The sequence below is a fragment of the Streptomyces sp. NPDC029292 genome (assembly GCF_055569295.1).
In genome coordinates this window covers 612,013-630,084 of the sequence record NZ_JBVHXR010000001.1, presented here as the reverse complement: position 1 = coordinate 630,084, position 18,072 = coordinate 612,013, and the positions used below count along the sequence as shown (strand labels likewise).

The 18,072-nt window shown below is 71.1% G+C and carries 19 protein-coding genes; 13 read left to right on the top strand and 6 right to left on the bottom strand.

Features of this window, described 5'->3' with window-relative positions; all coding sequences use genetic code 11:
* Nucleotides 1-75: 75 nt before the first annotated feature.
* Nucleotides 76-321: a hypothetical protein gene (locus tag ACZ4WS_RS02920; RefSeq protein ID WP_467976531.1), complete on the top strand. Its 246-nt coding sequence runs from the start codon at nucleotides 76-78 to the stop codon at nucleotides 319-321.
* Here the strand turns inward: ACZ4WS_RS02920 and ACZ4WS_RS02915 are convergent.
* Genes ACZ4WS_RS02915 through ACZ4WS_RS02905 form a run of 3 tightly spaced genes read right to left on the bottom strand, consistent with a single transcriptional unit; the run spans nucleotide 318 to nucleotide 2,774 of the window.
* Nucleotides 318-1,538: an MAB_1171c family putative transporter gene (locus ACZ4WS_RS02915; RefSeq protein WP_467976530.1), complete on the bottom strand. Its 1,221-nt coding sequence runs from the start codon at nucleotides 1,536-1,538 to the stop codon at nucleotides 318-320. The two genes, ACZ4WS_RS02920 and ACZ4WS_RS02915, sit on opposite strands and share 4 nt — an antisense overlap.
* Before the next feature lie 13 nt (nucleotides 1,539-1,551).
* A complete protein-coding gene (locus ACZ4WS_RS02910) occupies nucleotides 1,552-2,082 on the bottom strand; it encodes a toxin-antitoxin system, toxin component (protein WP_467977152.1) in 531 nt (176 codons plus the stop codon).
* A gap of 35 nt (nucleotides 2,083-2,117) precedes the next feature.
* Nucleotides 2,118-2,774 carry a helix-turn-helix domain-containing protein gene (locus ACZ4WS_RS02905; RefSeq protein WP_467976528.1) on the bottom strand — a complete coding sequence of 219 codons (657 nt, stop codon included), beginning with the start codon at nucleotides 2,772-2,774 and terminating at the stop codon, nucleotides 2,118-2,120.
* Nucleotides 2,775-2,995: 221 nt separating this feature from the next.
* Here ACZ4WS_RS02905 and ACZ4WS_RS02900 point away from each other — a divergent pair, with 221 nt between their 5' ends.
* Nucleotides 2,996-3,652 carry an MmyB family transcriptional regulator gene (locus ACZ4WS_RS02900; protein WP_467976526.1) on the top strand — a complete coding sequence of 219 codons (657 nt, stop codon included), beginning with the start codon at nucleotides 2,996-2,998 and terminating at the stop codon, nucleotides 3,650-3,652.
* Nucleotides 3,653-3,807: 155 nt separating this feature from the next.
* On the opposite strand, the gene ACZ4WS_RS02895 is transcribed toward ACZ4WS_RS02900, so the two are convergent.
* A complete protein-coding gene (locus tag ACZ4WS_RS02895; protein ID WP_467976524.1) occupies nucleotides 3,808-4,587 on the bottom strand; it encodes a PDC sensor domain-containing protein in 780 nt (259 codons plus the stop codon).
* On the bottom strand, nucleotides 4,544-5,350 hold the full coding sequence (locus ACZ4WS_RS02890) for a FadR/GntR family transcriptional regulator (protein ID WP_467977150.1): 807 nt from the start codon (nucleotides 5,348-5,350) through the stop codon (nucleotides 4,544-4,546). Before ACZ4WS_RS02890 ends, ACZ4WS_RS02895 begins: the two co-directional genes overlap by 44 nt.
* A 125-nt stretch (nucleotides 5,351-5,475) precedes the next feature.
* On the opposite strand from ACZ4WS_RS02890, the gene ACZ4WS_RS02885 reads away from it, so the two are divergent.
* The 4 genes from ACZ4WS_RS02885 to ACZ4WS_RS02870 are packed head-to-tail and all read left to right on the top strand — an operon-like array spanning nucleotide 5,476 to nucleotide 9,490.
* Entirely contained in the window at nucleotides 5,476-6,513 is a 1,038-nt protein-coding gene (locus ACZ4WS_RS02885) for an ABC transporter ATP-binding protein (RefSeq protein WP_467976522.1), read from the top strand.
* Between the two features lie 53 nt (nucleotides 6,514-6,566).
* Nucleotides 6,567-7,766 (top strand): ABC transporter substrate-binding protein, encoded by a 1,200-nt coding sequence (locus ACZ4WS_RS02880; RefSeq protein WP_467976520.1) that lies wholly within the window; start codon nucleotides 6,567-6,569, stop codon nucleotides 7,764-7,766.
* 7 nt (nucleotides 7,767-7,773) lie between these two features.
* A complete protein-coding gene (locus ACZ4WS_RS02875) occupies nucleotides 7,774-8,664 on the top strand; it encodes an ABC transporter permease (protein ID WP_467976519.1) in 891 nt (296 codons plus the stop codon).
* Between the two features lie 10 nt (nucleotides 8,665-8,674).
* Entirely contained in the window at nucleotides 8,675-9,490 is an 816-nt protein-coding gene (locus tag ACZ4WS_RS02870; protein ID WP_467976517.1) for an ABC transporter permease, read from the top strand.
* 13 nt (nucleotides 9,491-9,503) lie between these two features.
* Here ACZ4WS_RS02870 and ACZ4WS_RS02865 read toward each other — a convergent pair whose 3' ends face one another.
* Nucleotides 9,504-10,913: an aminopeptidase P family protein gene (locus ACZ4WS_RS02865; protein WP_467976516.1), complete on the bottom strand. Its 1,410-nt coding sequence runs from the start codon at nucleotides 10,911-10,913 to the stop codon at nucleotides 9,504-9,506.
* Nucleotides 10,914-11,005: 92 nt separating this feature from the next.
* Here ACZ4WS_RS02865 and ACZ4WS_RS02860 point away from each other — a divergent pair, with 92 nt between their 5' ends.
* The 7 genes from ACZ4WS_RS02860 (at nucleotide 11,006) to ACZ4WS_RS02830 (ending at nucleotide 18,033) form a co-directional block, all read left to right on the top strand.
* Nucleotides 11,006-12,163 (top strand): NAD(P)/FAD-dependent oxidoreductase, encoded by a 1,158-nt coding sequence (locus ACZ4WS_RS02860; protein WP_467976514.1) that lies wholly within the window; start codon nucleotides 11,006-11,008, stop codon nucleotides 12,161-12,163.
* On the top strand, nucleotides 12,160-12,459 hold the full coding sequence (locus ACZ4WS_RS02855) for a (2Fe-2S)-binding protein (protein WP_467976513.1): 300 nt from the start codon (nucleotides 12,160-12,162) through the stop codon (nucleotides 12,457-12,459). The genes ACZ4WS_RS02860 and ACZ4WS_RS02855 overlap by 4 nt, the downstream gene beginning before the upstream one ends.
* On the top strand, nucleotides 12,452-14,167 hold the full coding sequence (locus tag ACZ4WS_RS02850; protein ID WP_467976511.1) for an FAD-dependent oxidoreductase: 1,716 nt from the start codon (nucleotides 12,452-12,454) through the stop codon (nucleotides 14,165-14,167). Before ACZ4WS_RS02855 ends, ACZ4WS_RS02850 begins: the two co-directional genes overlap by 8 nt.
* 119 nt (nucleotides 14,168-14,286) lie before the next feature.
* Nucleotides 14,287-15,183, top strand: coding sequence for a dihydrodipicolinate synthase family protein (locus tag ACZ4WS_RS02845; protein ID WP_467976509.1), 897 nt, complete (start codon nucleotides 14,287-14,289; stop codon nucleotides 15,181-15,183).
* Nucleotides 15,184-15,215: 32 nt separating this feature from the next.
* Nucleotides 15,216-16,217 (top strand): proline racemase family protein, encoded by a 1,002-nt coding sequence (locus tag ACZ4WS_RS02840; protein WP_467976507.1) that lies wholly within the window; start codon nucleotides 15,216-15,218, stop codon nucleotides 16,215-16,217.
* A 58-nt stretch (nucleotides 16,218-16,275) separates the two neighbouring features.
* Nucleotides 16,276-16,965 (top strand): GntR family transcriptional regulator, encoded by a 690-nt coding sequence (locus ACZ4WS_RS02835; RefSeq protein ID WP_467976506.1) that lies wholly within the window; start codon nucleotides 16,276-16,278, stop codon nucleotides 16,963-16,965.
* Nucleotides 16,966-17,034: 69 nt separating this feature from the next.
* Nucleotides 17,035-18,033: a LacI family DNA-binding transcriptional regulator gene (locus ACZ4WS_RS02830; protein WP_467976504.1), complete on the top strand. Its 999-nt coding sequence runs from the start codon at nucleotides 17,035-17,037 to the stop codon at nucleotides 18,031-18,033.
* Nucleotides 18,034-18,072: the final 39 nt, after the last annotated feature.

The window sequence follows — 18,072 nt, the reverse complement described above, 5'->3', positions numbered from 1 at the left end:
CCGTCGCGCAGGTCCTCCTTCGCGCGGGCACCGCCGGACCGTGGCAGAGGGGTGTGATGGGCCTGTGGGAGGCCCTTGCGTGGGCGGGGCCCGTCGGGCAGCGCGTCGCGCCTGACGACGGTGGCGTCGGTCGGGCAGCTCGCCGCGCCCCGCGACGGTGACGTCGGCGTACGCGTGCGGGGCGGTGGCGGCCATCAGCCGGACCAGGCCTCCGCCGACGACGGCAGCTCGGCGGGACGCACCCCGGCGGGACGCAGCTCGGTGGGACGCGCCCCGGCCGGACGCCGCGCCCGGCTTCGGACGGTCGTTGGCGGGCGCTAGCTGGTTCGCTCGCGGAAGTCGCTCGCCGACCGGGCCGGGGCCCACCCCCGGGCGGCCGCCACGACGGGTGACTGGCGCAGGGCGATGGACATCCGCACGAGGTCGCGCGGGCCGTCGGTGTGCGCGGACGCATCCGTGGGCGGGGAGGTGGCCGCCTCCGCCGAGCTGATGACCCTGCCTTCCGGGTCGGCGGCCCTGGCCCGCACCGCCGCCGTCACCATCGCCGCGTCGGCCTCGGCCTGCGCCTGGGCGTGCTCGGAGCCCGCGGCCACCGCCGCGTCGTAGGCGTGGGAGCGCACCTCGGAGTCGAAGTAGGGGTACAGGCTGAGCATGCCGTCGTGGATGTCGGACTCCCGCTGGGTCACCTGGAGTTCGGCGGGGGACCACCAGGCGATCCGCACGGCGTGGTCCTCGTGCGCCGAGACCGGCTTCAGCTCGCGCCACAGCGGCCCGAGCCTGCGGTACGTCGACCAGGTGCTCCAGACGTCCCCGATGCGCTGACAGGCCAGCGGGAGACAGAAGCCGAGCGCGGTGATCTGCTCCCCGACGGAGGCCAGTGCGGGCGCCACATTGGTGCTCAGACCGTCCAGGTTTCCGCCGTTCCAGCGGGCGATCACGGCGGTGAACTTGGCGATCGCGTAGGGGATGTTGAACGTGGAGCCGGCCACGATGGTCAGCAGCCCGGCACGCAGCCAGCCGCGCACGTGGAGTGCCCAGCGCCAGCACATGATGTTCAAGGTGACGCCCGCGACGGTGAGCGCGATGAGGTAGAGCACGATCATCTCGCGGATGAAGGGCGTGTTGGCGTAGTAGGTGTCGAGGTCCCGCAGCCGCTCCTCGGGGGTGTCCCCGAGCGCGAACAGAACGATCAGCGCGACGCCCACCACGCTGTATCCGGCGATCCAGCGGAGCGAGAGGCGACGGGTCTCCTCCGGCGGCCCGCCGCGCCAGTTGATGAGCAGCACCAGGTAGGAGGCGCTGAAGGCGCTCAGCAGGCAATAGACCAGAGGCGCCGAGAAGTTGGGGACCCCGGTGAGTTCGTTGACCTTGGCGATCGTCGGCGGCGCCGCGAAGAGGAACACCAGGCCCGCGAGCGCCAGGAGCACACCCACCGACCGCAGCAGCGGGTCGCGCCAGCCACGGATCAGGGCGGGCGACTTGACGGCGAGGGCGACGCCCATGGCGGCGGCGGGGACGTAGTAGCTGGATCCGTCCATGGGCTCGGGGCCTTCAGCCCTGCGGGCCGCGATAGCCCAGTGATGCCTCGATACGGCCGGCCAGACCGTCGCGCCGCACGGGTCCGCGCAGTGACGAACCGGCAAGCCACGTACGGCACTTGCTGGCGAGCAGCAGACCGAAGCTCTCGGCCTCCTTCTCGTTGTCCAGGTCGAAGCGGGTGCGCGCGGCCACCTTCAGGACGGTCGCCTGGAGGTCCGCGTGGTCGCTGAGTAAGCGTGCCGCGACGGCGGCGCCCTCGACGTGGTGGCCGCAGTGCCCGGCCTTCATGTGCCACAGCTCGTGGCCGAGGATCACCAACTGGTGGTCGGGGGCGGTGCGTTTCTCGATGACGACGAGGTCCTGTTCGGCCATGTCGAGCCAGAGCCCGCTGGCGGTGCCGGGCGGGAACGCGGCCGTACGGAACTGGACGGGACGGCCGCGGCGTCTGCTCATCGCGCCGCACAGCTCCGCATAGAGGTCGGCGGGTTCCGCCGGAGCCGGGAGCGACAGCTCCGCGACCAACTCGCCGCACAGGCGGCGCATTTCCTTCCCGATGCCCACAGCTGTTCTCCCCCGGCTCACGACTCGGGCCGCTTGACGCTCTCCAAGAGCATGTCCAGCCACTCGGCGACTTTGTCCCGGTGCTGGTCGGTGGGCAACTGCGCGGCCCGCCAGGCGATTCCGCGGACGCCGTGGTCCAGGAGCAGCCGCTCCAGCGGGTCGTTCGTGACCGAGGCCGCCGCGCGCTCGCGGTCGGCGAGACGCTGAAGGAGCTCCTGCTCCGAGCGCTGCAAGGCGCTCACGAGCGCCTCGGAGTCCTCGGCAGTGAGGAACCCGGCATGCACCCGGAAGAAGCGCTGAATGGCGTCGCAGTGCTCCATCGTGGGGCGCCGGTCGCCATTGATGAGGGCTCCCGCCTGCTGGCGCGACATGCCCGCGCCGTCGGCGATCTCCTGCTGCGTGTACCGGCGTCCATTGGGCTTGAGCCGGGTACGGCGCAGCAGATCCAGGCGTTGCAGGAAGCGGGCCTGCAAGTCGGGCTCCCCGGCGCGGCGGCCGCTCAGCAGGGCCTTCACCACGGGTTCGGGGACGCCGGACTCGGCCGAAAGGCGCTGGATGTCGAAGACCTCGGCGTGCTGCACGCCGAGCCGGTCGGCGAGTGCGGTGACCCGGGCCACGACGGCCTGCAGCAGAACCGTCGCCGTGGCGCCCGGAACTTCGAAGCCATCCGTCACCGACAGATCTCCTACGTCTCTCTCAGACCGCTCTCACGATGGTCAGGAACGATCCGGAGACTAGCGGTTCGCTCGAACTCACATCCAGGTCTCGCCACAACTGTGGCGAGATTCAGCCGTCAACAGACGCCAAATGCCACGATAGTTGACACGACTCGGCCCTGGGCAGCAGGATCGGGGCGCCGCGTGAAGGCCGCATAGGCAAGAGGGGTGACCTCCCGATGGCGTACCAGGCAGGAAGGCAGCGGTCCCGGCCGCGACCTGTCCCCGAGAGTCTCCGGGCTCAGGCGTATCTCCAGGACTACGCCGCTCTCCTTGAGGCCGTCCCGTTCCCCTCCGTCGTCTTCGACCACCGCTGGGACGTCGTCCTGTCGAACGCCGCGTTCGAGACACTTTTCGGCGGCGTCGGCCCGCATCCGACGGCCATGCCGGGTGACAACTTCCTGCGGTTCGTCCTGTTCCATCCGGATGCGAGCACCGTCCTCGGCGAGCACGAGTCGAGCTGGTGCCTGCCGATGCTGGCCCACTTCGCGGCCGCCGTGGAGCGCCACGGCCAGGACCGCGGACTGCAGTCGATCCGCCGGGACATCGCGCAGGACCCGATCATGGACGCCGCCTACCGGCACGGTCTGCCGCACTGGATCCGCGCGGTCGGCCCGGACGCCGTCGAGCAGGACGGCGCCGTACGCCCGCTGACGCACCCGGACCCGCGCTGGGGTCGTACGGACTGCCGGGTCGTCGGCGACACCCCCAAGACCCTTCAGGACATGGGCTATACGCGGATGACGCTGGTCCTGCGCGAGGCGCGGCAGGCCTCGGCCGGACCGCGCAAGGCCCGCAAGACGCGAAACGGCGCGGCGGAGCTGCGGGCGGTGTGAGCCGCCCGGCGGTACAAGGTGTGCGCTCGCCCGGCGGTGCAAGGTGCGAGCCCGTCCCGCAGTCAATGGTCTGAGTCCGTCCGGCGGTGCAAGGGGCGAGCCTGCCCGGCGGTCCACGGTGTGAACCCGCCCGGTGGTCAGTGGTCTGGGCCCGCTCAGTCGTCCAGCACCACCAGCACGAGCGGAACGCCGTCGCACGGAACCAGGCGCATCCCGTCGAGGCGCGCGGGCCGCGCCCCCGCCAGTACGGCCCCGAAGTCCGGGCCCTTGGTGAGCGATCCGGCCAGATGCGCCGGATCGGCGGAGGCGGCGACCCGCCCGCGCGCGTTCACCAAGTGGGCGGCGCCGTGCAGGCGTTGGAGCAGCGGGACGACCGCCGCATCGAAGTGCCGCAGATACACGTCGGCCGCGGCGACCCCCACGAACCGGCCCTCCACCTGCACGGGCGCGGACAGCGTCAGGCTGTACTCGTCGGAGCAGAGGTAGTCCACATAGGGCCCGGCGACCGCGCGTTGCCCGGTGTCGCGGGGGAGGGCGAACCAGTCCCAGTGCGTGTAGTCGGAGTACGCGGAGTGCTGCGGGTCGAGGTCGAGCAGCAGCGGTCGTACGTCCCCGTCGGAGCCCGTCTGCCACCACTCCAGCCATGCCGGTACGTCGGTCAGCAGTCCCGGCGCCGCGACGAACCCCACGCCCGACACCAACTCCTGCCGGGCGAGCCGGAGATGAAGACCCGGGCGCAGCGCGGCCAGGTCGACGGTCGCGGGGCGCCGGCCCCGCGCGGCGGCCCGGGTGAGTAGGGCCGCCGTTTCGGCGCGGGTCTCGGCGACCGCCTCGAACACGGCCTCCAGCGTGCAGCGGACCTGGGCGGCGACGGCCGATTCGGCGGGCGCGTCAAGCGTCGCCGCGGCGCCCATCATGCCGGGGCTCCTGCTCATGGGTGCCCTCCAGCGGACGGGGACCGGACACGGCGCGCGGCATCGCGAGACGCAGGGCGATGAGCCGCGCCGTCGAGTCCTGGACGCACCGCTCGGCCAGCGCTCTGGCCGATTCGTGGGCCCCATCTTGCACCGCCGAGATTACGGAGCGGTGACGGTCTGCGACTTCTTCACGATATTCGTCGTCCCCGAGCACCAGACACAGCAGCGCCCCCACCTCGGTCTGGAGCGCGACCTGTTCGCGGGTCAGCCGGGCGGACTGTGCCGCCGCGGCGAGCTCGACATGAAACCGGCCGTAGACGCGGCTGCGGGCCGCCGCGTCCTCGGCGGACGCCAGCTCCTCAAGGGTGCGCCGCAGCTGCTGAAGATCGTCCGGTTCCGTGCGCTGTGCCGCCAGCCGGGCCGCCGCGCCCGACACCGCGGCCCAGTGGTCGCCCAGATCGCGCAGCTCCTCGGTGCTCCAGCCGGCCAGCCGGGCCTTCAGCCGCTCCTCGCCGGGGACCTCGGGGAGGGACACGAAACTGCCGCCGCCGCGCCCCCTGCGGGTGGTGACCAGACCCTGCTGTCGCAGCGCCATCAGCGCCTCGCGCAGGGTCACCGTGGACACGCCGAGCTGCCCGGCCAGCTCCATCTCGCCGGGCAGCTGCTCCCCGTCCGCGAGCAGTCCGAGCTCGATGGCGTCGCCGAGCCGACGGACGACCGTCTCCACTCGCGCCCGGTTGTCCACCGGAGTGAAGATGGCCCTCCGGGCACCACCGTCCATCTGTTGCTTCACGTTGACCACCTTGTGCGATGACTCAACCTTTACCTTAAGGGGGTCTTGAGATTTGAACTATGACTTCATATCTTTCCGGTCAACGTAAGAGTGCACCAGAAAGGTTCCCATCCATGGAGGGAAGTGCGATCCGGCTGCAGGGTCTGCGGAAGTCGTTCGGCGAGACGACCGCGGTGGCAGGGGTCGACCTGGAGATATCCGACGGCGAGTTCTTCTCGATGCTCGGCCCGTCCGGCTCCGGAAAGACGACTGTCCTGCGCATGATCGCGGGCTTCGAGAGCCCCACCTCCGGCCGGATCGAGTTGGCCGGCCAGGAGGTCACCGGGCTCGCCCCGTTCGAGAGGGATGTGCACACCGTCTTCCAGGACTACGCGCTCTTCCCGCACATGACCGTGGAGCAGAACGTCGCGTACGGCCTGAAGGTCCGCAAGGTGCCCAAGGCCGAGCGGCTGGTGCGGGCCCGCAAGGCGCTCGCCGACGTACGCCTCGAAGGGTTCGGCAAGCGCCGCCCCGGCCAGCTCTCCGGCGGTCAGCGCCAGCGCGTCGCGCTCGCCCGCGCCCTCGTCGGGCGCCCCCGTGTGCTGCTGCTCGACGAACCGCTCGGCGCCCTCGACCTCAAGCTGCGCGAGCAGATGCAGGTCGAGCTCAAGGCGATCCAGCGCGAGGTCGGCATCACCTTCGTCTTCGTCACCCACGACCAGGAGGAGGCCCTGACGATGAGCGACCGCATCGCCGTCTTCAGCCAGGGCCGCATCGAACAGGTCGGCACCCCGGCCGAGATCTACGAGCGGCCCGCCACCCCCTTCGTCGCGGGCTTCGTCGGCACGTCCAACCTGCTCGAAGGCCAGTCCGCGCGGCAGGTCGTCGGCTCACCGGGCACCTACAGCATCAGGCCCGAGAAGATCCGGGTCCTCAAGGAGTCCGCCGAGGCCGACGAGCCGGAGCACTCCACCGCCACCGGCACCGTCGCCGAGGTCGTCTATCTGGGGGACGCCACCCGTTTCCTCGTGGACCTCGACGCCGGAGGGCGCCTCACCGCGCTCCAGCAGAACCTGGAGACCTCCTCCGAGGACGTCGCCGCCTACCGCGGCACCCGGGTCCGGCTCCAGTGGCACCGCCGGCACACCTTCCAGGTCCCCGACCCCCGCTGACCCACCCCCGCTGACCCACCCACGCTCAGTCCCCATCACGTATGGAGTTCGTCGTGCGCCTCACCCGAACCCTTCAGGCCGCCGCCGCAGTCGCGGTGCTTGTCGCGGCCACCGCCTGTGGATCGTCCGACTCGGGCGGCTCCTCCTCGTCGACCGGGCTCAACCCGCCCGACCTGAAGCCGCAGTCCAAGCTCGGCAAGACCGAGGGCCAGGTCAACCTCATCGCCTGGGCCGGCTATATCGAGGACGGCTCCAACGACCCCAAGGTCGACTGGGTCAGCGACTTCGAGAAGCAGACCGGCTGTCAGGTCAACTCCAAGGTCGCGGCCAGCTCCGACGAGATGGTCAAGCTGATGAAGACCGGCCAGTACGACGCCGTCTCCGCGTCCGGCGACGCCTCCCTGCGCCTCATCGCCTCCGGCGACGCGGCCCCGGTCAACACCGGCCTCGTACCCAACTACAAGGACGTCTTCAGCGGCCTGAAGAACGGGGCCTGGAACTCCGTCGACGGCCAGATGTACGGCATCCCGCACGGCCGCGGCGCCAACCTGCTGATGTACAACACGCAGAAGGTCACGCCCGCCCCCACCTCCTGGTCCGCCGTCTTCGACGACGCCTCCAAGTACAAGGGCCACGTCACCGCGTATGACTCGCCGATCTACATCGCCGACGCGGCGCTGTATCTCAAGGCGACCAAGCCGGAGCTGAAGATCAAGGACCCCTACGCGCTGGACCAGAAGCAGTTCGACGCGGCCGTCGCGCTGCTGAAGAAGCAGAACGCGAACGTGGGGGAGTACTGGAGCGACTACCTCAAGGAGATCTCCGCCTTCAAGAGCGGTGACTCCGTGGTCGGCACCACCTGGCAGGTCATCGCCAACCTCGCGCAGGACGAGGGCGCCAAGGTGAAGGCCTTCGTGCCCAAGGAAGGCTCCACGGGCTGGTCGGACACCTGGATGATCTCCGCCAAGGCCAAGCACCCCAACTGCGCCTACAAGTGGATGGACTGGATCATCTCGCCGAAGGTGAACGCCCAGGTCGCCGAGTACTTCGGTGAGGCCCCGGCCAACTCCAAGGCGTGCACCGAGACCAGCGACAAGTCCTTCTGCGACACCTTCCACGCGGCCGACGAGAGCTACTGGAAGAACATCGCCTTCTGGAACACGCCCATCGAGCAGTGCCTCGACGGCCGCACCGACGTCAAGTGCGTGCCGTACGCCAAGTGGGTCCAGGCCTGGACCGAGATCAAGGGCTGAGCGACCGATGACCACCACCGCGCAGGCCGCCGGACGGTCCCCCGTCCGGCGGCTCGCCGGGACCCTGCACCGACACCCCCGGCTGCGGCTGTCCCTCCTGCTCACCGCGCCGCTGCTCTGGCTGGCCGTGCTCTACCTCGGCTCGCTGGCCGTGCTGTTCGTCTCGGCGTTCTGGACGACCAACTCCTTCACCTCCGAGGTGGTGAAGGTCTGGTCGACCGACAACTTCCACGCACTGTTCACCACGCCGGTCTTCCGACAGGTGATCCTGCGCAGCATCGGCGTCGCGCTCGCGGTCACGGCCCTGTGCGTGGTGATCGCCTTCCCGGTCGCCTTCTACACGGCCCGCATCGCCAAGCCCAAGTGGCGCCCGTTGCTCGTGGTCGCCATCCTCACGCCGCTGTGGGCGAGTTACCTCGTCAAGGTGTACGCCTGGCGGCTGATCCTCTCTCAGGGAGGGCTCGCCGACTGGATGTTGAAGCCGTTCGGGCTGAGCGGTCCCGGGTTCGGACTGCCCGCGGCGGTCATCGCGCTGACGTACCTCTGGCTGCCGTACATGATCCTGCCGATCCACACGGCACTTGAGCAGCTGCCCGCCAACCTGCTCGACGCGTCAGCCGACTTGGGCGGACGTCCCGGGCGCACCTTCCGCTCGGTGGTCCTGCCGATGGTCCTGCCGGCCGTCGCCGCCGGCTCGATCTTCACCTTCTCGCTCAGCCTCGGCGACTACATCACCGTGCAGATCGTCGGCGGCAAGACCCAGCTCATCGGCAACCTCGTCTACTCCAACATCGAACTCAACCTGCCCATGGCCGCCGCGCTCGGCACGGTCCCCGTCGTGGTCATCGTGGTGTACCTGCTCGCGATGCGCCGTACGGGCGCCCTGAGCAGTATCTGAGGAGCCCGCCGTGCAACTCTCCCGTTCCGCGCGCATCGCGCTCCGCGTCGCCGCCGGGCTCGGCTTCGCGGTCATCTACATCCCGCTCGCGCTCGTCCTGGTCAACTCCTTCAACCCGGACCGCAGCGCGAGCTGGCCGCCCTCCGACCTCACCTTCCACTGGTGGTCGGTCGCCTGGGAGAACGAGGGCGCCCGCGCGGCGCTCTGGGTCTCGGTGAAAGCAGGGCTCGGCGCGACCGCCATCGCGCTCGTGCTCGGCACGCTGATCGCCTTCGCGGTGGCCCGGCACCGCTTCTTCGGCCGCGGCGCCATTTCCTTCGTGGTCGTCCTGCCGATCGCGCTGCCCGGCATCGTCACGGGCATCGCGCTCAACTCGGCGTTCAGTACGGTGCTTGAGCCGTTCGGCGTCGGCCTCGGCCTGTTCACCGTGATCGTCGGCCACGCCACCTTCTGCATCGTCGTCGTCTTCAACAACGTCGTCGCCCGGCTGCGCCGCACGTCCGGCTCGTTCGAGGAAGCCGCGATGGATCTCGGCGCCGACACCTTCCGTGCCTTCGTCGACGTCACCTTTCCGCTGGTGCGCTCGGCGCTCCTCGCGGGCGGGCTGCTCGCCTTCGCGCTCTCCTTCGACGAGATCGTGGTGACGACGTTCACGGCCGGGCCCGGCATCGAGACCCTGCCGATCTGGATCTTCAACAACATGACACGGCCCCAGCAGGCGCCGGTCGTGAACGTCGTGGCGGCGGTGCTCGTCCTGCTCTCGGTGCTTCCGATCTACGCGGCGCAGCGGCTGTCCGCCGACACGGCGACGGAGAGCAGGATCTGAACCCGTCGAGTGGCTATCCGGCGAACTCCCGCATCCACGCCTCGACTTCGTCGGACGAACGGGGGAGCGCCGCCGACAGGTTCTCGTGGCCGTCCGCCGTGACGAGGAGGTCGTCCTCGATCCGGACGCCGATGCCGCGCCACTCCTCGGGCACCGTCAGGTCGTCGGGCTGGAAGTAGAGGCCCGGCTCGACGGTGAGGACCATGCCCGGCTCCAGGACCCCGCCGACGTACTCCTCGTTGCGGGCCCGGGCGCAGTCGTGGACGTCGAGTCCGAGCATGTGCCCGGTGCCCGCCATGGTGAAGCGGCGCTGCAGACCGAGTTCGTACGCGCGCTCCGCCGGGCCCTCGACGAAGCCCCACTCCACCAGCCGCTCGGTCATCGACCGCTGGGCGGCCTCGTGGAAGTCCCGGTAGCGGGCGCCCGGCCGCACCGCGGCCATGCCCGCCTCCTGGGCCTCGTACACCGCGTCGTACACCTGCCGCTGGAGCGGGGTGAACGTGCCGCTGATGGGGAGGGCGCGGGTGACGTCGGCGGTGTAGAGGGTGCGGGTCTCCACGCCGGCGTCCAGCAGGAGCAGCTCGCCGGGGCGGACCGGGCCGTCGTTCTGCACCCAGTGCATGATCGTGGCGTGCTCGCCGGCGGCGCAGATGGAGCCGTAGCCGACGTCGTTGCCCTCGACGCGGGCGCGGCGGAAGAAGGTGCCCTCGATCCACCGCTCCGAGGTGGCGACGGCCTGCGACAACTCCCGTACGACATCGGTGAATCCGCGGACCGTGGAGTCCACCGCCCGGCGCATCTCGCCGATCTCCCACGCGTCCTTGACCAGCCGCAGCCCGGAGACCGCCTCTTCGAACTCGGCGTCCCGCTCCTCGTCCGTGGCGAGCGCCGCCTCGATGACGGGGTCGTGGCCGCGCACCACACGGGTCGGTACGCCGGTGTCCTTGAGGTCCTCGGCGATGGTACGGATGTCACGGCAGGACAGGCCGAGGACCAGCTCCGACTCGGCGAGGGAGCGGCGGCGGCCCATCCACAGCTCGGCCGTCATGCCCGTCCAGAACTCGTCGCTGTCCCGGCTGTCCCGGGGGAGCTGATAACAGTGCGCGTCATGACCGCCGTCCGCACGCGGCTCCAACACCAGGGCGCCGTCCCGTGCTTGATCACTCGTCAGATGGACATAGCCGGAGTACGGACGGAACGGGTAGTGGGTGTCGTTCGAGCGGTTCTTGAGGCTTCCGGAGGGGACCACGAGCCGCTCGCCCGGGAAGCGGGCGGAGAGCGCGGCGCGGCGGGCGGCCGCGTACGGCGCCTGCTCGGTCGGCGCCAGATCGCGCTGCTCGGTGTCGTCCCAGCCGGTCCGCATCAGGGCGGACAGCTCGTCGGAGATTCCTCGGTACAGACCGTTCTTTCGGCCCTTGGCCACGTCAGGCACCTTCTCGTGTAGGTCTTCGTGTGCAGTCGTCTGGGGTGTCGTCGAGTATTCCGTGGGAGAGAAGCATGTGACATAGTACTGATGTGAGCAAGCCATTTACCTGCGATGTCGTGGTCGTCGGGGCCGGGATGGTAGGCGCGGCCTGCGCCCTGTACGCGGCCCGGGCGGGGCTCGACGTCGCCCTGGTGGACCGCGGTCCGGTGGCCGGCGGCACGACCGGCGCGGGCGAGGGGAACCTGCTCGTCTCGGACAAGGAGCCCGGGCCCGAACTCGACCTCGCGCTGCTGTCGGCACGCCTGTGGGCCGACCTCGCGGAGGAGGCGGGCCTCGGACCGGCGATCGAGTACGAGGCGAAGGGCGGCGTCGTCGTGGCCGCCACGCCCGACGGGCTGGCCGCGCTCGAAACCTTCGCCGCGGGCCAGCGGGCGGCCGGGGTCTCCGCCTCGTCGGTCGCCGCCGACCAACTCCGCGACCTGGAGCCGCACTTGGCACCAGGGCTGGCGGGTGCCGTGTTCTACCCGCAGGACACCCAGGTGATGCCCGCCCTGGCCGCCGCGCATCTGGTACGCGCGTCGGGGGCACGGCTGTTGACCGGGCGGACCGTGACCGAGGTGCTGCGCACGGCGGACGGGGCGGTGCGCGGCGTGCGGACCGATCAGGGCGACCTCCACGCCCCGGCCGTCGTGAACGCTGCCGGCACGTGGGGCTCGGCGGTGGCCGCGCTGGCGGGCGTTTCCCTCCCCGTCCTGCCCCGGCGCGGTTTCGTGCTCGTGACCGAGCCGCTGCCGCGGAGGGTGCGGCACAAGGTGTACGCCGCGGACTATGTCGCCGACGTGGCCAGCGACTCGGCGGCGCTGCAGACCTCGCCCGTCGTCGAGGGGACGGCCGCGGGGCCGATCCTGATCGGCGCGAGCCGGGAGCGGGTTGGCTTCGACCGGTCCTTCTCGCTGCCGGTCGTACGGGCGCTGGCCGCCGGGGCGACCCGGCTGTTCCCGTTCCTGTCGGAGGTGCACGCCCTCCGTACGTACCTGGGCTTCCGTCCCTACATGCCGGACCACCTGCCCGCGATCGGCGCCGACCCCCGGGTGCCCGGCCTCTTCCACGCCTGCGGGCACGAGGGCGCGGGCATCGGGCTCGCCACCGGTACCGGGCAGCTGCTCGCGCAGGTCTTGGCCGACAAGACCACTGACCTCGACCTCTCGCCGTTCCGGCCCGACCGCTTCGTCCAGGAGGCCGCGTGAATCCCCGGGAGCTGGTCCGGGCCCAGCCGGAACCCGCGTTCACCGTCACTCTCGACGACCGCGAGATCGAGGCGCTGCCCGGCCAGACCGTCGCCGCCGCGCTGTGGGCCGCGGGCGTCACGTCCTGGCGCACCACCCGCGGCGGGGGCCACCCACGCGGCGTCTTCTGCGGCATCGGCGTCTGCTTCGACTGCCTCGTGACCGTCAACGACCGCCCCAATCAGCGGGCTTGCCTGGTGCCGGTGCATCCGGGCGACTCGATCCGTACGCAGGAAGGCACGGGGCACGATGACTGACCGACCGCACCTCGCGGTGATCGGGGCGGGCCCGGCGGGGCTCGCGGCGTCCCTGGCGGCGGCCGCGCGGGGCATCCGCGTCACGCTGATCGACTCGGGCGCGGAGGCGGGCGGGCAGTTCTACCGTCAACCGGCGGCTGGACTGGGTGCCCGCCGCCCGCGGGCGCTTCACCATCAGTGGCGGACGTGGGAGCGGCTGGCCGAGGGACTCGCCGTGCACGTGCAAGCGGGCACGATCAGGCATCTGACGGACCATCACGTGTGGCTCGTCGAGCGCTGCGCGCCGACGCCGGGTGCGGACCACGGCGACGCGACGCTTCGCGCGCCGGACAGGGGCGGCGTCCGTGATGGGGGCGGTGTGCGGGGCGTGGCCGGCGTTCGTGATGGGGGCGGCGTGCCGGATGTGGCCGACGTTCCTGACGCGGTCGGCGTGCCTGACGCCGGCGAAGTCCGTGCTGGGGGCGGCGTGCCTGACGTGGCCGACGCCCGTGACGTCGTCGGCGTGCCTGACGTGCCCGGCGTGCCGGGCGTGCCGCCCCCTTCCGCGCCGCTGTGCGCGCAGGCGCGCACCCCCGGCTTCGCCGTCCACGCCCTCCTCGGTCCCCTCCAGGAAGACCCCGTCACCGTCCACGCCGACGCCGTGCTCCTCGCCACCGGTGGATACGAGAAGGTGCTGCCCTTCCCCGGCTGGACCCTCCCCGGTGTCGTCACCGCGGGTGGGGCCCAGGCCATGCTCAAGGGCGGGCTCGTCGTGCCGGGGCGGACCGCTGTCGTGGCCGGGACCGGGCCGTTGCTGCTGCCGGTGGCGACCGGGCTGGCGGCGGCCGGGGTCGAGGTCGCGGCGCTCGTCGAGTCCGCCGATCCGAAGGCGTTCGTACGGAAGGCGGGGGCGCTGGCGGCGCAGCCGGGCAAGGTCGCCGAGGGCGCCCGGTTCGCCGCCCAACTCCTGTGGCACCGCGTCCGGTTCGTCCCCCGGCACACCGTCGTCGCGGCGCACGGCACCGACGTACTGGAGGCCGTGACCGTCGCCGCGCTCGACGCCCACGGGCGCGTCAGGCCGGGCACCGAGCGGCGTATCCCCTGTGACACCCTCGCCGTCGGTCACGGCATGCTGCCGCACACCGACCTCGCCGAGACGCTCGGCTGCCGTATCGACGGGCTGAAGGTGCACGTCGACGAGGAGCAGCGGACGGACGTGCCCGGCGTGTGGGCCGCGGGTGAGGCCACCGGAATCGGCGGCTCGGCGCTGTCGCTCGCCGAGGGGCACATCGCGGGCCGCTCGATCGCCGCCCGGCTCGCCGGCGGGGTACCCGATCCGCGCGAGTGGGCCGCGGCCGCCAGGTCCCGTACGAGAACGCGGGAGTTCTTCGCCGCGATCGACACCGTGTACGCGCCGCCCGCGCACTGGACGGACCAGGTCACCGACGACACCGTCGTGTGCCGCTGCGAGGAGGTCACCTGCGGCGAGATCCGGGCGGCCGTCGGCGAGCTCGGCGCGGGCGACGTCCGTACCGTGAAACTGCTCACCCGTGCCGGGATGGGCTGGTGCCAGGGCCGGATGTGCGAACCCGCGGTCGCGGGGCTCGCCGGGTGCGAACAGACGCCGGCGCGGCGGCTGTTGGCCCGCCCGGTGCCGCTCGGGGTACTCGCGCGTGCGGGGGAGCCTCCTCGTGCGGGGGAGCCTCCTGGGGAGCCCGAAGACGGCTGACCCGCGCCGTACGCCACCTCGCGCCCGCCCGGCATCTCGAACTCGCGTCCACCCGCGCCTCGCGCGTCACCCGGGCAGCGTGCCAGTGAAATGTCACACCCTATTGAGAGGGATCCCTCATGACCACCACCGACAACCGCCCCTGGCGCGGCGTCCTCGTCGCCACCGCGCTCCCGCTGAACGACGACCTCTCCGTGAACTACGACCAGTTCGCCGACCACTGCGCCTGGCTCGTCGAGAACGGCTGCGACGGCGTCGTACCGAACGGCTCGCTCGGTGAGTACCAGGTGCTGACTCCCGAGGAGCGCGCGAAGGTCGTCGAGACGGCGGTCGCGGCCATCGGCGGCCGGCGCGTGATGCCCGGCGTCGCCGCCTACGGCTCCGCCGAGGCCCGCCACTGGGCCGAGCAGGCCCGCGACGCCGGCTGCCGGTCGGTGATGCTGCTGCCGCCCAACGCCTACCGCGCCGACGAGCGCTCCGTCCTCGCCCACTACGAGGAGGTCGCCAAGGCGGGCGTCCCGATCGTCGCGTACAACAACCCGATCGACACCAAGGTCGACCTGGTGCCCGAACTGCTCGCCAAGCTGTACGAGGAGGGGTACATCCACGCGGTCAAGGAGTTCTCCGGCGATGTGCGCCGCGCCTACCAGCTCGCCGAACTCGCCCCGGGACTGGACCTGTTGATCGGCGCCGACGACGTCCTGCTGGAACTCGCCGTCGCGGGCGCCAAGGGCTGGGTCGCCGGCTATCCGAACGCGCTGCCCGGCGCGAGCGTCGAGCTGTACCGCGCCGCCGTGGACGGCGACCTCGACACGGCCGGCAAGCTCTACCGTCAGCTGCACCCGCTGCTGCGCTGGGACTCCAAGGTCGAGTTCGTGCAGGCGATCAAGCTGTCCATGGACATCGTCGGCCGCCACGGCGGACCGGTCCGCCCGCCGCGCGTCCCGCTGCTGCCCGAGCAGGAGGCCACCGTCCGCGCCGCCACGGAGCGGGCCGTCGCCGCCGGTCTCGCCTGAGTCCCCACCGCTCTCGATCCATCAGGAGTGTCATGCGCAGCAAACTCGTCCTGCACGCCGTCGACTCGCACACCGAGGGCATGCCCACCCGGGTGATCACCGGTGGGATCGGCACGGTCCCGGGCGCGACCATGAACGAGCGGCGGCTCCACTTCCGTGAGCACCGCGACGACATCAAGCAGCTCCTGATGAACGAGCCGCGCGGCCACGCGGCGATGAGCGGCGCCATCCTCCAGCCGCCCACCCGCCCGGACTGCGACTACGGCGTGATCTACATCGAGGTCTCGGGCTATCTCCCGATGTGCGGGCACGGCACCATCGGTGTCGCGACCGTGCTCGTGGAGACCGGCATGGTCGACGTCGTCGAGCCGGTCACCACCATCCGCCTCGACACCCCGGCGGGCCTCGTCGTCGCAGAAGTCGCGGTCGAGGACGGCGCCGCCAAGGCGGTCACGCTCAAGAACGTGCCGTCCTTCTCCGTCGGCCTCGACCGCAAGGCCACGCTCGCCGACGGGCGGACGGTGACCTACGACCTCGCGTACGGCGGCAACTTCTACGCGATCCTGCCGCTGGAGCAGTTCGGACTGCCCTTCGACCGGGCCCGCAAGGACGAGATCCTCGCCGCCGGTCTGTCGCTGATGGACGCCATCAACGCCGACGACGAGCCCGTCCACCCCGAGGACCCGTCGATCCGCGGCTGCCACCACGTCCACCTGTACGCGCCCGGCGCCACCGCCCGCTACTCGCGGCACGCGATGGCGATCCACCCCGGCTGGTTCGACCGCTCACCCTGCGGTACGGGTACCAGCGCGCGCATGGCGCAACTGCACGCCCGCGGCGAACTCCCGCTGCACACCGAGTTCGTCAACGAGTCCTTCATCGGGACCCGGTTCACCGGACGGCTGCTCGGCACCACCGAGGTCGCCGGAATCCCCGCCGTGCTGCCCAGCTTCACCGGCCGCGCCTGGATCACCGGCACCGCCCAGTACCTGCTCGACCCCTCCGATCCGTTCCCGGCCGGATTCGTCCTCTAGGGCTCGGGAGATACTGGTAGCGCGTGACATTGCATAAGCCCCCACGAGGAGACTCTCCATGGCCGCCCAGCGCAGTAGCGCACCTTCTGCCGCTCCCGTCCTGCCCACGCTGGGCGGGAAGAAGAGCAGCTACCGCGAGCGCGTCGCCGACGCGCTGCGGGCCGCGCTGATCGCGGGCGAACTGCGCACGGGCGAGATCTACTCCGCGCCGACGCTCGCCGCCCGCTTCGGCGTCTCGGCGACGCCGGTACGCGAGGCCATGCTCGACCTCGCCAAGGAGGGATTGGTCGACACGGTGCCCAACAAGGGTTTCCGGGTCACCGCTGTCTCGGAGAAGCAGCTGGACGAGTACACCCACATCCGCTCGCTCATCGAGATCCCCACCGTGGTGGAGCTGGCCACCACCGCGGATCCCGTCTCTCTGGAGGCGCTGCGCCCGGCCGCCCGGGAGATCGTCACCGCGGCGGCGGCCGGGGACCTCATCGCCTACGTCGAGGCGGACATCCGCTTCCACCTCGGCCTGCTCGCCCTCGCGGGCAACACCCATCTGGTCGAGGTCGTCGGCGACCTCCGCAAGCGCTCCCGCCTCTATGGTCTCAACGCCCTCGTCGAGGCGGGTCGCCTGGAAGCCTCCGCGGAGGAGCACCTGGAACTCCTGGAGGCACTCCTGGACCGTGACGAGGAGGCCGTGCGCGAGGTGATGACCCGACATCTGGGCCATGTCCGCGGCCTGTGGGCGGCTCACTAGCCGGTACCTGCCCGTACGGTTCCACGGTTTACGCAAGCCGCTTGCATTTCTTGCTCTATTCTTGCGCTCATGACGCGACGACTTGCTCAGGTGGCGAAGAAGGTCGGGGTCAGTGAGGCCACGGTCAGCCGGGTGCTCAACGGCAAGCCCGGTGTCTCCGATTCCACCCGGCAGGCGGTGCTCTCCGCCCTGGACGTCCTCGGCTACGAGAGGCCCACGCAGCTGCGCGGCGAACGCGCGCGGCTCGTGGGCCTCGTGCTGCCCGAGCTGCAGAACCCGATCTTCCCGGCCTTCGCCGAGGTGATCGGGGGAGCGCTCGCGCAGCTCGGGCTCACCCCGGTGCTGTGCACGCAGACCAAGGGCGGTGTCTCCGAGGCGGACTACGTGGATCTGCTGCTCCAGCAGCAGGTCTCCGGTGTGGTGTTCGCCGGCGGTCTGTACGCGCAGGCCGACGCGCCGCACGAGCACTACCGGCGGCTCGCGGACCGCAACATCCCGGTGGTGCTGGTCAACGCGGCGATCGAGCACCTCGGCTTCCCGTGCGTCTCCTGCGACGACGCCGTGGCGGTCGAACAGGCCTGGCGGCACCTCGTCTCACTCGGTCACGAGCGGATCGGTCTCGTGCTGGGTCCGGCCGACCACATGCCCTCGGGCCGGAAGCTTGCGGCGGCGCGGGTGCTCTCCCCCGAGCTGCCGGACGAGCACGTCGCGCGGGCCATGTTCTCGATCGAGGGCGGTCGCGCGGCGGCTTCCCGGCTCATCGACCGCGGGGTCACCGGCTTCATCTGCGCCAGTGACCCGCTCGCCCTCGGCGTGGTGAGAGCCGCGCGCCGCAAGGGACTCGGCGTGCCGTCCCAGGTGTCCGTCGTCGGTTATGACGACTCCGCGCTGATGAACTGCACCGAGCCGCCCCTGACCACCGTCCGCCAGCCCATCGAGGCCATGGGGCGGGCGGCCGTCGAGTTGCTGAACGCCCAGATCGGCGGGGGCAGCGTCACTCCTGAAGAGCTGCTGTTCGAGCCGGAGTTGGTGGTGCGAGGGTCCACGGCGCAAGCTCACCGCCGGTGAGATCCGGATAGCTGTCAAATAATTACAGACTCTGCGTGA

Bases quoted from the DNA above. Each gene is read 5' to 3' on its own strand.
- ACZ4WS_RS02915 (WP_467976530.1), bottom strand. From the start codon at position 1,538: ATGGACGGATCCAGCTACTACGTCCCCGCCGCCGCCATGGGCGTCGCC.
- ACZ4WS_RS02910 (WP_467977152.1), bottom strand. From the start codon at position 2,082: ATGCGCCGCCTGTGCGGCGAGTTGGTCGCGGAGCTGTCGCTCCCGGCT.
- ACZ4WS_RS02900 (WP_467976526.1), top strand. From the start codon at position 2,996: ATGGCGTACCAGGCAGGAAGGCAGCGGTCCCGGCCGCGACCTGTCCCC.
- ACZ4WS_RS02895 (WP_467976524.1), bottom strand. From the start codon at position 4,587: ATGAGCAGGAGCCCCGGCATGATGGGCGCCGCGGCGACGCTTGACGCG.
- ACZ4WS_RS02890 (WP_467977150.1), bottom strand. From the start codon at position 5,350: ATGGACGGTGGTGCCCGGAGGGCCATCTTCACTCCGGTGGACAACCGG.
- ACZ4WS_RS02885 (WP_467976522.1), top strand. From the start codon at position 5,476: ATGGAGGGAAGTGCGATCCGGCTGCAGGGTCTGCGGAAGTCGTTCGGC.
- ACZ4WS_RS02875 (WP_467976519.1), top strand. From the start codon at position 7,774: ATGACCACCACCGCGCAGGCCGCCGGACGGTCCCCCGTCCGGCGGCTC.
- ACZ4WS_RS02850 (WP_467976511.1), top strand. From the start codon at position 12,452: ATGACTGACCGACCGCACCTCGCGGTGATCGGGGCGGGCCCGGCGGGG.
- ACZ4WS_RS02845 (WP_467976509.1), top strand. From the start codon at position 14,287: ATGACCACCACCGACAACCGCCCCTGGCGCGGCGTCCTCGTCGCCACC.
- ACZ4WS_RS02840 (WP_467976507.1), top strand. From the start codon at position 15,216: ATGCGCAGCAAACTCGTCCTGCACGCCGTCGACTCGCACACCGAGGGC.
- ACZ4WS_RS02835 (WP_467976506.1), top strand. From the start codon at position 16,276: ATGGCCGCCCAGCGCAGTAGCGCACCTTCTGCCGCTCCCGTCCTGCCC.
- ACZ4WS_RS02830 (WP_467976504.1), top strand. From the start codon at position 17,035: ATGACGCGACGACTTGCTCAGGTGGCGAAGAAGGTCGGGGTCAGTGAG.